The following is a 14390-nucleotide window of genomic DNA, read 5'->3' on the forward strand; positions in this document are numbered from 1 at the left end:
TATACACCCCCCTAAGTTAAGGTCCCTTAATTCAACTAATATCCCAATTAAATTATATCTTATGTTTGTTAGAACTTCAAGAAAATTGACAATACTTGAAGTATTTACTTATTTGATGTTAATATTATGAAAAATATAATTCTAAAACTCTGTAAAACATTCAGGACCGGGATTTAAACATGTCCTATCCTTAATGTATTCTTTTAGCTTTTTAATTATTACGGTAGAAGAAAAATAAATGGAGTTAATAGAGTTAAAAATAATGCACTTTAAAAAAAATTTTCTCTAGAGTAAATGATTAAATAATAATACCCAGTAAAGTTAAAATTTTAATGGTTACCGGGTTTATGAGAATTTATTTAATAGGTATATTTTTTTAACCGGTTTGCCAGTTCTGTGGGAATTGTTGCCTTTATAATAATAGAGTCATTAACGTATTTTTCTTTCAGTACTAACCCCTGGTGATGTATTGTATTAATCCATCCAGCTTCGTGGTAAGGAATTTTTAAATGAACTGTTGTCATTTCATTTAACATAATTTCACATATTTTTCCCATAAGATTATCTATACATTTACCCGATAGAGCGGATACAGGCACAGCACGTGGATATTTTATACCAAGGTCAAGTAATTGACCTTTTTCTAGTCGATCAATCTTGTTAAGGACCATTATTTTTTCTTTATGAAAGACCCCAAGTTCCTTTAAGACAGCATTGACAACCTTAATATGGTTTTCAAGTTCGGGTTCACTACTGTCGACTACATGAAGTAAGATATCAGCTTCTTTGATTTCTTCCAGGGTTGCCTGAAATGAAGCTACCAGTTGGTGAGGTAATTTTTTTATAAAACCAACTGTATCACTAATAATAATCTGTTTACCGAAGGGGAGGGTTAACCTTCTTAATGTAGAATCAAGGGTTGCAAATAGTTTGTCAGCCACTTCAGTATTTGCATTGGTTAGTGTATTTAACAGGGTAGATTTACCAGCATTTGTATAACCGACCAGGGCTACAACAGGGTCTTTTCTTGATTTTCTCTGGATTTGACGATTCTTTTTTACATTCTTTAATTCCTGTTTGAGTTTATATATTCTTTTTTCAATACGACGTCTGTCTATTTCTAACTTTGTTTCCCCGGGGCCCCTGGTACCAATACCACCCCCGAGTCTCGATAGTTCTTCTCCTTTTCCAGTTAGTCTCGGTAGAAGGTATTGAAGCTGGGCGAGTTCAACCTGGAGTTTACTTTCTCTGGTATGGGCATGTTGAGCAAAAATATCCAAAATTAACTGAGTTCTATCAACAACTCTGGTTTCCAGGAAATTTTCGAGATTCCTGAACTGGGCTGGAGTTAGTTCATTGTCAAATATTACAAGATTTGCACCATTTTCAAATACTAAATGTTTTAGTTCTTTCAGTTTGCCCTTGCCTATATAAAAGGCAGGATTTATAACAAAACGACGCTGCATTAATTTTTTTAATACTTTTACTCCAGCAGTATCAGCCAGTCGCTTTAGTTCTTCAAGGCTTATTTCATCCTGACCAACCACAATGGCCAGAGTAAATGCATTTCCCCTTAAATCTTCAGTGACGGTAATATTTTATCCCTCCACCTTTTTATATTCTAAGTCAATTATATCCAACCATTTTCTTTTAGTCAAACAACAGTGTTTAAGTAGTACAACATTTTTACATTTAGTTAATAATAGAGTAACAACCCTTTAACAACTGTATATTATAATAAGATTAACCAAATAAATAGAGGGTGAGAATATGAATAAACTTACCTATCAATTAATTTCAAAGGATATTCAATTATTATACATTTTCAATAACAGAATAAAGTGTAAATTTTTAGATTTATTTATGTCTTATATTACCCACCTCGGCGGGGCGGTAGTTTCTATAACTCTGTGCTTAATTTTAGTAGCTATAAACCCTGCAGGTAATAAATTAGTTGGCTGGGAAAGCCTACTCGTATTATCTTCAAGTCATGTTATTGTTCATGTGTTAAAGAGGGTGTCAAACCGACCACGCCCTTACAGGGTTATTGAAGAAATAACCAATTATATTATTCCAGTGGAAGGGTATTCATTCCCCTCAGGCCACTCAACTGCTGCTTTTTCTCTGGCTTTGGTATTATCATTTCATTTCCCAGCATTTAGTCTATTATTTACTACTCTGGCCACAATTGTAAGTGTATCAAGAATTTATCTGGGAGTTCACTATCCGTCTGATGTTTTTTTTGGTATATTAATTGCAATAGTATTTTCCTTTGGAACTCACCATTTCATTATTTTATAAGGGGGTAAAGACAATTGAAAGTTGCTTTGTTTACAGATACTTTTTCTCCTCAGATTAATGGAGTTACTAAAAATCTTGATAAATTAATAAATTATTATGAAAAACATGGTATTAAATATATTGTATTTGCTCCTAAAATGCCTGAGATAAAGGATTATATGGAGAACAATATTATAAGGTTAGCAAGTTTAAAGTTTATTTTATACCCTGAGTGCCGTGTATCTTTACCAAACTATTTCAAAATTAAAGAAAAGTTGGATAAATTTAAGCCAGATCTTATTAAAGTAATAACTCCCTTTAATTTGGGACTCTGCGGTTTAAGATATTCAAAAAGAAATAATATACCACTAATTGCCTCCTACCACACTAATTTTGATAAATACCTTTCATATTATAACTTAAGGTTTTTAGAAAAACCGGTCTGGAATTTTTTAAAGTGGTTCCATGGGCAGAGCAGTCTAAATTTGTGCCCCTCAAAAATGACCAAAAGAGAACTGGAGGAAAAAGGAATAGAAAATATTAGGGTATGGGGGCGTGGTATTGATACAGATTTATTTTCACCTGAAAAAAGGAGTAATAATGTGAGAAAAAGATATAATTTTGAAAACAAATTAGCTTTACTATATGTTGGGAGACTGGCTCCCGAAAAGAATCTTAAATTATTAATTAAAGCTGTCAAATTACTCAACAAAAAGTATAAAAATAAAATATCATTAATTTTAACAGGTGAGGGACCTATGTTTAGTGAATTAAAGGAAATTGCACCTGAAAATACTATTTTCACAGGTTATTTAACAGGTAAAACTCTGGCATCAATTTATGTTTCAAGTGATGTTTTTGTTTTTCCATCGGTTACAGAAACGTACGGTAATGTAATCCTGGAAGCAATGGCATCCGGTTTGCCGGTTGTTGCTTTTGATGCCGGTGGGGTTAAGGAAAATCTGATAGATAGGTATAACGGGCTCGCCTGTTTCCGGAATAATATAGATGATTTTGTAAATAAAATAGAAGAAGTAATAAGTAATGAAAGTTTAAGAGAAACACTGGGACAAAATGCCCGTCAACATGCTTTAAATAATACCTGGAATGAAGTTTTTAATGAGTTATTTGATTATTACAGATCTATACTTGGTAAAATAGATAATAATGTTATTAAATCAGCTTAAATATTTTTGTTCCTGATTTAAGTTCAGATAAAGAACTGGGAACTTTGAAGCCAATCAGTTAAATATTAAAACAAGCTCCCCGGTTTTTTAATATATACTTCCCTCATGGTCCTGCCTAACGGGGCAGGACTTTTGCCTTTTTAAAAATAAAAAGCCAGGGAGGAATTCCTTTTTATTAAAAGAATATACTATATTAGGGTCAGGTTATCAGGGGAGGTTTTAAAATGCCTGAATTGATTCTTTATTATTTTGAAGAATGTCCTTACTGTCAGAAGGTGCTGGACTATATTAAAAAAAATGAAGTAGAAGTGACCTTGAGAAATACAAGAAAGGACCATGAGGCAAGGAGAGAACTGGAAATGATAGGGGGTAAGTATCAGGTTCCCTGTTTATTAATTAACGGTTCCCCCCTTTATGAGTCAGATGACATTATCAGGTGGTTTCAGGAGAATAATAGTTAATAGAAGACCATTAACAGTTCTTACATGTTACATATAATTAATACATTAAAGGAGGTATTTAAATGGATATATATGAGGCAATTAAAAAGAGAAGGAGTATTCGTAAATACATATCAAAGCCTGTTGAAGAGGAAAAACTGAAAAGGGTGCTGGAAGCAGGGCGGCTGGCTCCCTCAGGCAAAAATGTTCAGGCCTGGAAGTTTATTATTACCCGTGATGTTGGGTTAAAAGATAAGCTCATAGAAGCCTGTAAAGGTCAAAAATTCATGAAAGAAGCTGATGCTATTATTACAGTATGTGTTAATGAGGAGGAAGTTTATCAATATCATGGTAATTATATGACGTCCTTTGCTGTAGACGGAGCCATTGCCTTACAACAGATGATGTTGGCTGCTACTGCTGAAGGTCTTGGTACCTGCTGGATAGGAGCCTTTTATGAAAAAGATGTAAAAAAGATTCTTGATATACCAGCTCCATACCGGGTTATTGGATTAACTCCCCTGGGATACCCTGCTGAACGGGGAAGGGACAGGGGAAGAAAACCCTTAAAAGAAATTGTGTATAATGAAAAGTGGGGAAATAGTTACAATTAGATTAACAATATAATAATAGTTATTTAAGGAGGTATGGCTATGGCGAGGATTAAAGTTGAAAGACCATCCCAGGAAAAACTTAGAAAATTAGGAGTGGAATCCTGGCCTATCTGGGAAAAGGATGTTTCAGAGTTTGACTGGTACTATGATGAAAAAGAAGTGTGTTATCTTTTACAGGGTGAAGTTGAGGTAAAAACCAATGAAGAAACAGTTAAATTTGGTGCCGGTGATCTTGTAACCTTCCCTGAAGGGCTGGAGTGTAGCTGGAAGATAACTAAACCTGTTAAAAAACATTATAAACTTGGCCAGTAAACAGGCTGGCACAACACCACTAAAACACCGATGCCTTTTAAGGCATCGGTTTATTAATATATAAAAAACAGAAAATTAAATAAAATTATTTTTCTGAAATGTGTATAAATGTATTTACTGTTCAATAAAAGATTAAAACACATTTACAATTATTATAATAAATAAACAGGAGAAAAAATATATTTATAATGTAGATTAAAAGAGGTGATTAGGGTTTTGACAGGGATAATAAATAAATCCTTTAAAAAGGCAGGAATGCCACCTGGTTCTATTATTTATACCGGTGATAAAACAAATGAAGAGATTAGTATATCTCTGATAGAATATAATAATGAAGATTATTTTGTAAAAGAAATGGAAAAACCAGAAGATATACCAGACCTGGATGATCATAACAAAGTTTACTGGCTAAATATTGTAGGGTTAAGTAAAACAGATATTATAGAGGGGACAGGTAATAGATTTGGAATCCATCCTCTGATACTGGAAGACATAGTTAATGTTAATCAAAGACCTAAATTAGAAAACCAGGGAAAATATATTTATATAGTTTGCCACTTGTTTTCATATGAAAAAAAGGTAGTTTCAGAACAATTAAGTATTATTCTAGGAAAAAATTACGTTATTACATTCCTGGAAAGTACAGACACCGTATTTGAACCTATAAAAGATAGATTGATAAATAACAAGGGACAAATAAGGAAAAAAGGATTATTACTGACCCGGATACAGTTGATGTCAAATCTATATATAAATTAAAGAGGGAACTTATATTTGTCCGGAAATCCCTGTGGCCTTTAAGAGAAGTTATCTCAAAACTTGAAAGGCCTGTAACTTCCTTAATAAAAAAAGAGACTGTTTTTTACTTAAAAGATGTTTATGATCATATAATTGAATTAATGGACATTGTTGAAAGTTACCGGGATGTTATCTCGGGTCTACTGGAAATTTATCTGTCCAGCACTAACAATAGAATGAATGAAATAATGAAGGTTTTAACTATTATCTCTACCATATTTATACCCTTATCTTTTATTGCCGGAATTTATGGTATGAATTTTAATTATATGCCCGAGCTTGAATACCGCCTGGCCTACCCACTTGTTCTTGTAATAATGTTAGTAGTGGCTGTAGTTATGCTGATATACTTTAAAAAGAAAAAGTGGTTTTAAAATAGTGTTAATAATAATATAATAAAATAATAAAATTAGAGTAAAATATTTCTTGTAATTTATTAAACAATCGTATATAATAATATTAGATAATCATAAAACATTATATATTTTTTATCATAATATTAGATGGTTGTATAAAATAAGGTTTTAGAATTCTAAAAAATAAAAAGGAAGGGGTTTATTTCATGTCCTCTAAAGAGAAGAGTATTTTTAGAAACACCAATTTCTTGTTATTATTTACTGGCGGGCTTGTTTCTCGAATCGGTAATGCGGTTCACTATGTGGGGTTAACCTGGTTTGTTCTGGAACTGACCGGAAGTGGAGCTGCAACAGGAATTATTTTATTTCTGTCTACCATACCCGGGGTAATTGTCAGTCCTTTTGGTGGAGTAGTAGCTGACAGAGTCAGCAGGAAACTCCTTATTGTCGGGATGGATTTAATCAGGGGTATAGCTGTAATATTTTTAAGCTGGGCTATATATACAGATGTTGTAACTTTTATTCACCTTGCTGTTATTACTGTTATTCTGGCTGTTTGTGGTTCTTTTTTCAACCCGGCAGTTTCGGCAACTATTCCCAATATTGTCCTTGATAGAAATTTACAGAAAGCCAACTCCATTGAACATTTTAGTCAAAACTTTTCACAGGTAATCGGCTTTGCTCTTGGGGGAATATTGATTGCCATCTTCGGGGTCGCTGGTGTCTTTCTCCTTAATGGAATATCTTTTATTATCTCAGCAATATCTGAGCTTTTTATAAATATCCCACCTGTAGAAAAAACATTAATAAAACATAAGACATCTTTTTTCTCTGACTTTAAGTTTGGAGTAAAATATTTATTCAAACATAAAACAATTTTGTCACTATTTAACACTGCATTATTTTTAAATTTTATTACATCTGGAATTATGGCAGTTGGAATACCGTATGTTTTTAAGGAAGTTATTGCTGTAGGAAGCAAATTATTTGGTTTTGCTCAGGCTGTAACTCCAGCCGGGGCTTTTATTGGTGCAATAGTAATGAATTTTTTACCCGAAATTAAAAAGTACTATAAAGTTTTTATTATAAATATAACAATACTGGCTCTTTTATTACTGGGATTTAGCTTTACTATAATGCCTTCAGTATTCAAAGCTTATGGGGTTAATAATGTTTATCTGACATTATTGGTTATCCTGGCAACGCTGGGTATTATTAATGCCATTATAAATATACCGATAATGGTCTTACTACAACGAATAATTCCTGATGAGATCCGGGGAAGAATATTTGGTTTGATTATGTCATTGAGCCAGGGTCTGGTGCCTATCTCCATGGCAATTACAGGTTATCTCTTTGACTTAATAGCTGCCTATTTACTATTTGCATATACAGGTGGTTTTACTTTAGTTGTTGCCTTTGTTATGACCAGAGTAAAAGCCCTTAGAAATTTAAATAAAAAAGCAGAAGATAATATAATGACAGATGATGTTGACTATTCTATGTAATATTATCTATTAATGAGGAGGAGTAAACATTGAAGATAAATACATCCAACATTATACTTCATACTAATTCAAGTTACGAATTACTGATAAGCTTAATCAGATTGGCCAAAAATGATGAATTACAAAAACTAATCCGGGAATTTAATTTAAATAGTAAAAAAGAAATACATGACTGGGTTAAAAACACCCTTAATTCATTTAATGATAACGAAAAGGAGTTATTAAATTATTACTTTGGAACTGAATGTTTATTTTCCCTGGGGTTAATTGAATATATAAATTCAATTGAGTTCAGGGAAAACGATCTTAATATAGATAGATTTATAAATGGTTTAAAAAGTCTGGAGTTAAACCACTTTTTATACTATTTACTGAAATCAAATTATGTCGGTCAAAAACCATTATCCCCCGGGTTTATAAATAACTGGATAAATAATGGAAATCTATTTGAAATCATTGATAGTAATTTCAACCTTGATGATAAAGGGAAGTGGATGGTGTATAAAACAATCAGCAGGGCCAGTACAACAAAGAAAGAATTCGTAGATTTTCTTTTTAATTATTATCATAAACATTTTAAGAGTAGAGAAGAAGTGGTTTTAAAAACAATAAATAATTATATTAACGAACATATAGAGGAACTGATAAATTCAGTAAATCAGGGCATGAAATATATATTCACAGAAAAGAGCAATCTTTTAAATACAGACCGGGAAATTAAAGTTATCGTTTCTTATTTTGGAGAGTATATTGATATTATTTTTCCATCTTCTCAACTAATAATTGTTGGCTATAAATTTCCCGAATATGCATCTAAAGTTATGAGAGGTAAAAAGAACCTTGAGGAACAGGCCCATGTCTTTAAAGCCCTTGGTGATAAAACCCGGTTGCTTATGCTGCAGCATCTCAGCCAGGGACCGAGTTATATGACTGAACTGGGTGAAAAGCTCAATATTAGTAATCCAACTGTAAATTATCACTTAAAAAAATTTATAAATTCAGGATTAATCAGGATAGATAAAGAAGGTAACAGAATTTATTATAAATTATGTAAGGATAGAATAAAACAGGTAATTGATATACTGAAAGAAACCCTGGGATTGTAATTACTAAAAGAGCCCCTATCTTTTGTGATAGGGGCTTAATAGTTTGTTTATTTGGGTATATAGTATCATAATTGTTACCTTTTATATGTATTGCTTTATCACTTTCATTATATTTATAATGTAGAGACCATAATATGTTTCATCATCTTCCATGACTGGAGGGATTGTTTTTGTATAAGCAATATATTTGCTGTCAGGACACCAGGAGATGTCTTCACCATCTGATAAATATGTTTCATTCCTACCATCAGGATTAATTATATATATTCCTGATTTTTTATCAAATATATTGAGAAAGGCTTTATCATAAACATAGGCTATCTTCTTTCCATCAGGGGCCCAGATGGGAATTACATCATCTTTTTTATTTTTTGTTAATTGTTTTAAACCTGTACCATTATCATTAATAACAAAAATATCTTTATTACCAGTTTGGTCTGAGACAAAGGCAATTTTGTATTTTCCTTCAAATAGTTTTTCACTACGTAAATGGTAGGAGTTATAATTAATAAAATAAGTAACATTACTGGTATTAATAATCTGTTTTTCATAGAAATAACCTCCTGAATATATTTATTTTTCTAATTCTACAAAATAATAAAAAATCCCTTTTTACGATAAAATTTGCAGGAATTTATTTATTAATGGAGAAAAATATATTTAAATTGAAAGATAGTAGATAAATTAGGGAGGTTTATAAAAAAGGTAATTTCCAGGATAATGTTAATATTGGTGGCGGTCTTGGGTATGAATACAATTCGATAGAGTCAATTGATAATATAAAAACCAGGAGTGAACTTGGTTATACTTCAGGTAATATATTATACATTTCAGCTGGTTTGAGAGTTTATTTCTAATAAGATTCTTTTATAATCTGTTTTTTTAATTGTAAAATGGTCTTAATTGGTAAGACTGGACGTTTTTCTGTTCCAGTAAGATATAATAGATATAATTTCAAAAAATAGTGTCAAAATAACATTTATTTGTATATTATGTAATTAGTTATTCAATTCATGGTGGCAAAATTAATTAATATAAATTAAATATGAAATTTATAGGGAGGTATTATTGTGAGAAGAGAACAGTTACAGGAACTAAGTAAATGGACAGGATTTGTAGGAATTGTCACTATTATATTCGGTGTAATAGCTACTATTTTTGGTCTTTTTCAGTTTGTAATAGGTGCTATTCCCGGAATTGTTACTATTGTTGTTGGGGTTAAGCTAAGGAATGCCAAAAAGGCTGCAGACAGAATGTTAAGGCCTGGAGGAGAGGAGAACCCTGAGGCTGACACTTATGACCTTTTTGAAAACCTTAATTCTTATTTTAAAATCCAGGGTATTTTGTTAATAATCTATTTAGTTTTATTAGGAATTTCTATTATTGCAGGAATTGCCCTTATGGGTACAGTATTTAGTAGTTTTTAATTTTAAATACCACTGTCTAATTTTAAATGCCACTGTAAATATAATATAATCTTGTACTAGTAAACGGGGATAGTTTTAAAACTATCCCCGTAAATATATTGTAAGGAAAGGAGAGATTTTTATTACTAAAAAAAGACCGACCGGTATTTATATCCTTTCTTTTTTCTTTTTTCTGAGTGGTGTAATATTAATTCCATTATTAATTTTTAATAATGGTCTATGGTTATCATTAACTAAAGGACTGGCTATAAATCAGTCAGTATTAAAATTTGTTATAACAAGTTTAGGTCTGCTTGCGATTCTAATTTCATATGGATTATGGAAGGGTAAAAGATGGGCTTACTGGCTTGCTTTAATTATATTTTTTCTTTCTATTGGCAGGAGTATAAGTATCAATATACTTTCTTTTTACAATTTCCAGTTTAGTATGAAATTTGTTTTTGAAGTAATTATTAATGGATTAGTTATTTTATATTTATATAGGCCTGTTGTTAAAAAATATTTTGGTATAAGTCAGAAATACCGTATTATAAGGATTGTAGTAAGTATCTGTCTTATTTCAATTCCTTTATTTATCTCAGTTTTACCATCATTGATTGATCAGTTTACATATTTTTATTATATGGGCCAGTTGGGTGAAATCAGTGAAATTTATTTACAGGGAGATCTGGATAGGGCCCTGACAGAAGCAAATAAGTTTGTAAAAAAATACCCGGAAAATGACCTGGCCTGGACTATAAGAGGAAATATACTTTTAGATAAAGGCATGGTTAATGAAGCTGAAAAAAGCTTCAAAAAGGCCCTTATAATTAATCCCGAAAACTTCAGGGCAAAAAGCACTTTAGGACTGGTTTATAAAATGAGAGGAGACCTTGACAAAGCCCTTAGCCAGTACAAAAAAGCCATTGAAATCAAACCAAATTATGGTCAGGCCTATACCAATATTGCTGTTGTTAAACTTATGCAGGGTCTTTATGAAGAGTCTTTACATTATGCAAAACTAGGTTATAAATATGATAAAAGTGACCCTGTTATTGTAGCTAACCTGTCATTTTGCTATCATGCTGTGGGGGACTATAAAAACCGGGATAGATATTTAAAAATGGCAGAAGAGATGGGGTATAAAAATGTTGAGGTCTTAAAAAGTGTTTATACTGAAGAAAGTAATTAATATTTTTAGACTTTTTATAAAAACGGAAAAGTTTTTGATCAAAAATGAATAAACAATAAAAAAGATTAGAATAAACCAAGGAGTAGCCGGAAGCTACTCCTTGATTAATTTGATAAAATTAAAAATTTAATTATAAAAAACCTAATCAGTAACCTCTATTTTAAAGAAATGGGCACTATACTGGAAGGGTTCATTAACTAGAAAAAAACTCCCCGTGGTATGTCCTGAAATAATTCCATTTTAGACACCAGGTTCAACATCTTCTTTTACTGTAATATTATTACTGTATGCTACATTGGATTTCATTGAATAAATTATAGTTGTTATATTAAAAGCAGGTACTTTCAGTTTTGTTATTACACTATCTGTATTTGTGTCTTGGTCAGAAAAGTTAACGGTAACTGATATATTTAAATCTTTATTTGGACTAACAGGCTCAGGCTCTGTTACAGTAAATTCTATTGAAGATTCAACTTCATTTTCGGTATCAAATGATTTAAAATTGTTGAGGCTCCGGTTTGCAATTTTCCAGTAGTCACCTTCTCTGGCCACATCATATATGATTTCCCCACTGATGGTAGCTAATTTTTTATCAAGTTCATCCATTGTTTTATTGTCATTATCTATATCATATAATGTAATTTCAATAGGAATCTCAACATATACCCAGACCGTACCTGTACCGGCCTCTTCATCAATCACAATATCTTTTATTTTTCTGGTTTTATTACCATGGTCGATATGAATATAGCTGGCCCATACTTCATCTGTAGTGGAAGAACTGTTAACACTACTTGTTGTCATTGGTGACTCTGATACATATTCTTCTTCTCCTTCTTCAGGGACCAGATATTTTTCCATTATTTTAACGTCTTTTAATACAAGGGTTTTTACCTCTTCTTCATCGGTTTTAAGTTTTTCACAACCGGTTATAAATATCCCCAGTAGAACCATAAAAAGCATAGTAATCACAAAAATTCTTTTCATAAAAAAACCTCCTTTTAAATTTTAGAGTTCTGTTAAGTTATATGAAACTTGAGTTAGATTCCTTCCCAGGATTAAAATGGTTTAAACAACTTTATATTACCTCCCGGGAAAAGAGCCCAGAATAAAGTAAAAGGAATACTAAATATATTTAATTAAATTAAATGGGGTTTTTAAAATGGTTTATTTAATTATTCTTCAAACATTAATTATTTTCCTTTTGTAATTAATCCTCTTTATATATTAATTTATAGTAATATGGTACTATTATTGAAAGTTTTGTGTAAATTATTAAATAACTTAATAAGATAAGTCATGTATATTAATAAAAAAGAAGGCACTGAAGGCCTTCCTGTATACTTTAATGGAGTTATATTAATAGATAGGTTCATATTCTTTAATTTCGTCAACACCGGTGACCTTTTCTGTTTTGATAGATTCCAGAATAGAAAAGATGGTCAGAGCATCACCGAATTCCATTTCTGGTGTTACTGAGAGGGGTTCCTGGCCGGTGACTGCTTTATAAAAATTTAAAAGTTCATTATAAAAACCCTGTTCCGGTTTATAGGGTATCTGTTTACTATTTCCATCATTATAGGCTATATTTATGGTGCCACAGTTACGTTCTTCAAGGTAAATCATACCCTTACTCCCGAATATTCTGAGGCCAATTAGTGGTCTCTGCATTTCCTTTCCTGCTGTGAAAAAGGTAAAATTACCGGTGACACCATTTTTAAATATCATATTGGCCTGAATGACTGAATAGGGGAAAAAATCCCTTTTTTCCTTTCTGGCAATAGCCTGAACCCGGTCAATGGCTCCAAATATATGTCGTAGGGCTGCAATATCATGTATGGCTGTATCCATAAATGTTCCGCCCGGGTATTCGGGATGTTGCCTCCACTCGGTTGCTGCAAATTTATTTTTTAACATATCCTCAGGAAAATTAATTACCCGGTTTTGGATAAAATAATGGACTTCACCAATTTCTTTTGTTCTTATTAGATCCCTGATTATATTGTTTTCCTCATTATACCTGAAATTTTCAGCAATCATAATGGGTATTTCATACCTGTCAACCAGGTTCCGGGCAGCCTCAATCTGTTCTCTGGTTGCTCCCAGTGGTTTTTCACAGATAATTGGCTTTCCGGCTTCTGCTACTGCCTCAGTGGTTTCATAGTTGATTTCAATTGGTACCATGATATCAAAAGCGTCAAGGTCAGGTCGTGTGATCATATCTCTAAAATCCCTGTAAATATCCCTTTCATTTAAACCCAGTTTTTCTTTCCATTGTTTTAATCTGTCAGTATTCTTATCAGCTATGGCCACTATTTCAAATTTATCAGTCAGTTTCCGGTAGGCAGGATAATGAAGGCGTTCAAAGGCCATTCCTGCTCCGATGATTCCCATCCTTAATTTTTTCATATAGTCACCCCTTTTTTTAGTATTCTTTAATAGTATGTTTTAATAGGTAGTTGTTATCCATGATGTCTAAATTGAACTTTCATGGTGGTGGTGTTAGAATATAATTACTGATATTTGCAGATTTTTATTATAAATTATAACTGTATTTTAAATTATATTTATAACCAAATTATATAAAAAGTATAATAAATAGTATTGAAATAGTATAAATAACTTTTAACCAAGATTCTTGATAACATAATGGGAAGGAGAGAAATGTATACAGTGATGGTTATGGGCTGGGTATTAATAATATTTTTGTTTATTATTAGTTTGGCCGGGGTTATTATTCCTCTTATTCCTGACATAATACCACTGTGGATTGGTATTATTATCTATAGTATTATCGGGAGTCAATCACTTCCATTAATATACTGGGTTATCCTGATTACAGTAACAGTGGTTATATTTACTTCTGATTATCTAACAAATGCCTATTTTGTAAAAAAGTATGGTGGAAACAAATGGTCAGTTCTGGGTTCAATTACAGGAATATTGGCTGGTATAGTTATACTGGGGCCTCTGGGTCTGGTAGTTGGTCCGTTTATTTTTGTATTAATAATTGAAATAATGAAGGGAAAAAGATTCGAAGCTGCCCTTAAGGTCTCTACGGGAACGGTTATAGCTTTTTTTAGCAGTATTTTTATTAAATTTAGTTTACATGTTTTTTTAATCATCTGGTTTATAATAATAATTATTTAGTGAACATAACTTTAGTTTAAAGGTAATTAATGGTATAATTT

At 31.7% G+C, this 14390-nt stretch carries 14 protein-coding genes and 1 pseudogene; 11 read left to right on the top strand and 4 right to left on the bottom strand.

Annotation, left to right across the window (positions count from 1 at the left end; all coding sequences use genetic code 11):
- Positions 1-359: 359 nt before the first annotated feature.
- Positions 360-1547: a GTPase HflX gene (gene hflX / locus HORE_RS05840; protein ID WP_012636052.1), complete on the bottom strand. Its 1188-nt coding sequence runs from the start codon at positions 1545-1547 to the stop codon at positions 360-362.
- A gap of 316 nt (positions 1548-1863) precedes the next feature.
- Here hflX and HORE_RS05845 point away from each other — a divergent pair, with 316 nt between their 5' ends.
- From HORE_RS05845 to HORE_RS05880, 8 genes and pseudogenes are all read left to right on the top strand, one after another.
- The gene (locus HORE_RS05845) at positions 1864-2301 is read left to right on the top strand and encodes a phosphatase PAP2 family protein (RefSeq protein ID WP_226984201.1); all 438 of its coding nucleotides are present in this window, start codon (positions 1864-1866) and stop codon (positions 2299-2301) included.
- A 14-nt stretch (positions 2302-2315) separates the two neighbouring features.
- Positions 2316-3467, top strand: a complete 1152-nt coding sequence (locus tag HORE_RS05850) for a glycosyltransferase family 4 protein (RefSeq protein WP_012636054.1) — start codon at positions 2316-2318, stop codon at positions 3465-3467.
- Between the two features lie 224 nt (positions 3468-3691).
- Positions 3692-3928: a glutaredoxin family protein gene (locus tag HORE_RS05855; protein WP_012636055.1), complete on the top strand. Its 237-nt coding sequence runs from the start codon at positions 3692-3694 to the stop codon at positions 3926-3928.
- 62 nt (positions 3929-3990) lie between these two features.
- On the top strand, positions 3991-4521 hold the full coding sequence (locus tag HORE_RS05860) for a nitroreductase family protein (RefSeq protein WP_012636056.1): 531 nt from the start codon (positions 3991-3993) through the stop codon (positions 4519-4521).
- Between the two features lie 39 nt (positions 4522-4560).
- Positions 4561-4833, top strand: a complete 273-nt coding sequence (locus tag HORE_RS05865; protein ID WP_012636057.1) for a cupin domain-containing protein — start codon at positions 4561-4563, stop codon at positions 4831-4833.
- Between the two features lie 354 nt (positions 4834-5187).
- Positions 5188-6005 (top strand): annotated as a pseudogene (corA, locus tag HORE_RS12685) (magnesium/cobalt transporter CorA).
- Positions 6006-6193: 188 nt separating this feature from the next.
- Entirely contained in the window at positions 6194-7495 is a 1302-nt protein-coding gene (locus tag HORE_RS05875; RefSeq protein WP_012636058.1) for an MFS transporter, read from the top strand.
- Between the two features lie 29 nt (positions 7496-7524).
- The gene (locus tag HORE_RS05880; RefSeq protein WP_012636059.1) at positions 7525-8601 is read left to right on the top strand and encodes an ArsR/SmtB family transcription factor; all 1077 of its coding nucleotides are present in this window, start codon (positions 7525-7527) and stop codon (positions 8599-8601) included.
- 383 nt (positions 8602-8984) lie between these two features.
- Here HORE_RS05880 and HORE_RS13080 read toward each other — a convergent pair whose 3' ends face one another.
- Entirely contained in the window at positions 8985-9152 is a 168-nt protein-coding gene (locus HORE_RS13080; protein ID WP_226984202.1) for a hypothetical protein, read from the bottom strand.
- 519 nt (positions 9153-9671) lie between these two features.
- Between HORE_RS13080 and HORE_RS05885 the strand changes: the two genes are divergently transcribed.
- Both HORE_RS05885 and HORE_RS05890 read left to right on the top strand, forming a co-directional pair.
- On the top strand, positions 9672-10028 hold the full coding sequence (locus tag HORE_RS05885) for a DUF5362 family protein (RefSeq protein ID WP_012636060.1): 357 nt from the start codon (positions 9672-9674) through the stop codon (positions 10026-10028).
- A gap of 427 nt (positions 10029-10455) precedes the next feature.
- Entirely contained in the window at positions 10456-11199 is a 744-nt protein-coding gene (locus HORE_RS05890; protein ID WP_012636061.1) for a tetratricopeptide repeat protein, read from the top strand.
- Between the two features lie 240 nt (positions 11200-11439).
- Here HORE_RS05890 and HORE_RS05895 read toward each other — a convergent pair whose 3' ends face one another.
- Positions 11440-12186 carry a hypothetical protein gene (locus HORE_RS05895; RefSeq protein ID WP_012636062.1) on the bottom strand — a complete coding sequence of 249 codons (747 nt, stop codon included), beginning with the start codon at positions 12184-12186 and terminating at the stop codon, positions 11440-11442.
- 372 nt (positions 12187-12558) lie between these two features.
- Positions 12559-13608: a Gfo/Idh/MocA family protein gene (locus HORE_RS05900; RefSeq protein ID WP_012636063.1), complete on the bottom strand. Its 1050-nt coding sequence runs from the start codon at positions 13606-13608 to the stop codon at positions 12559-12561.
- Positions 13609-13863: 255 nt separating this feature from the next.
- On the opposite strand from HORE_RS05900, the gene HORE_RS05905 reads away from it, so the two are divergent.
- Positions 13864-14349 carry a DUF456 domain-containing protein gene (locus HORE_RS05905; protein ID WP_012636064.1) on the top strand — a complete coding sequence of 162 codons (486 nt, stop codon included), beginning with the start codon at positions 13864-13866 and terminating at the stop codon, positions 14347-14349.
- Positions 14350-14390: the final 41 nt, after the last annotated feature.

This window comes from Halothermothrix orenii H 168 (genome assembly GCF_000020485.1).
Lineage (GTDB): Bacteria > Bacillota > Halanaerobiia > Halanaerobiales > Halothermotrichaceae > Halothermothrix > Halothermothrix orenii.

Excerpts from the sequence above, each read along its gene's own strand:
- HORE_RS05905 (WP_012636064.1), top strand. The coding sequence starts at position 13,864 with ATGTATACAGTGATGGTTATGGGCTGGGTATTAATAATATTTTTGTTT.
- HORE_RS05895 (WP_012636062.1), bottom strand. The coding sequence starts at position 12,186 with ATGAAAAGAATTTTTGTGATTACTATGCTTTTTATGGTTCTACTGGGG.
- HORE_RS05860 (WP_012636056.1), top strand. The coding sequence starts at position 3,991 with ATGGATATATATGAGGCAATTAAAAAGAGAAGGAGTATTCGTAAATAC.
- HORE_RS05845 (WP_226984201.1), top strand. The coding sequence starts at position 1,864 with ATGTCTTATATTACCCACCTCGGCGGGGCGGTAGTTTCTATAACTCTG.
- HORE_RS05865 (WP_012636057.1), top strand. The coding sequence starts at position 4,561 with ATGGCGAGGATTAAAGTTGAAAGACCATCCCAGGAAAAACTTAGAAAA.
- HORE_RS05855 (WP_012636055.1), top strand. The coding sequence starts at position 3,692 with ATGCCTGAATTGATTCTTTATTATTTTGAAGAATGTCCTTACTGTCAG.
- HORE_RS05875 (WP_012636058.1), top strand. The coding sequence starts at position 6,194 with ATGTCCTCTAAAGAGAAGAGTATTTTTAGAAACACCAATTTCTTGTTA.
- HORE_RS05890 (WP_012636061.1), top strand. The coding sequence starts at position 10,456 with ATGAAATTTGTTTTTGAAGTAATTATTAATGGATTAGTTATTTTATAT.
- HORE_RS13080 (WP_226984202.1), bottom strand. The coding sequence starts at position 9,152 with ATGAAAAACAGATTATTAATACCAGTAATGTTACTTATTTTATTAATT.
- HORE_RS05900 (WP_012636063.1), bottom strand. The coding sequence starts at position 13,608 with ATGAAAAAATTAAGGATGGGAATCATCGGAGCAGGAATGGCCTTTGAA.